Source organism: Acidovorax facilis (assembly GCF_023913775.1).
GTDB lineage: Bacteria > Pseudomonadota > Gammaproteobacteria > Burkholderiales > Burkholderiaceae_C > Acidovorax > Acidovorax facilis.
On the sequence record NZ_JAMXAX010000343.1, the window covers coordinates 1 to 361 of the forward strand.

Below are 361 nucleotides of genomic sequence, written 5' to 3' on the forward strand. Positions count from 1 at the left end.
TGGTCACGCCGCCAGTGACGTATGGGGATGTCGTGAGCAAGAACACCGGGGAGAGGCAATCGGATACTATTGCTGGATGAAATCACAGTATCAACGGGGCTGCTGGAGCTAAATAGATACCCCTTATGAATATACAGTTTTTTCCAACAGAATTCGAGCCCTGAAAGATCACCCGGGAGCGCGGGATGATGGAAGGATTGTTCTCAATACTGGAACAGTTAGTTCGCGACCAGATAGTTTTTCCGTGAACACCATCGGCGTACAGTTCATCCCATCGATGAGCCGAACCCGCAAGGCGACTCACCGAACCCGGTTCAGGAATGGTTTTTGACCCGGCTTTTTTGAGACGCTTTTTAACCTT

Annotated in this window: 1 protein-coding gene; it reads right to left on the reverse strand. The window is 49.9% G+C overall.

What is annotated here, in order from left to right; genetic code table 11:
• Window positions 1–82: 82 nt before the first annotated feature.
• On the reverse strand, window positions 83–361 hold a 279-nt coding region (locus tag NFX52_RS30515), incomplete at its 5' end, for a hypothetical protein (RefSeq protein ID WP_252636027.1).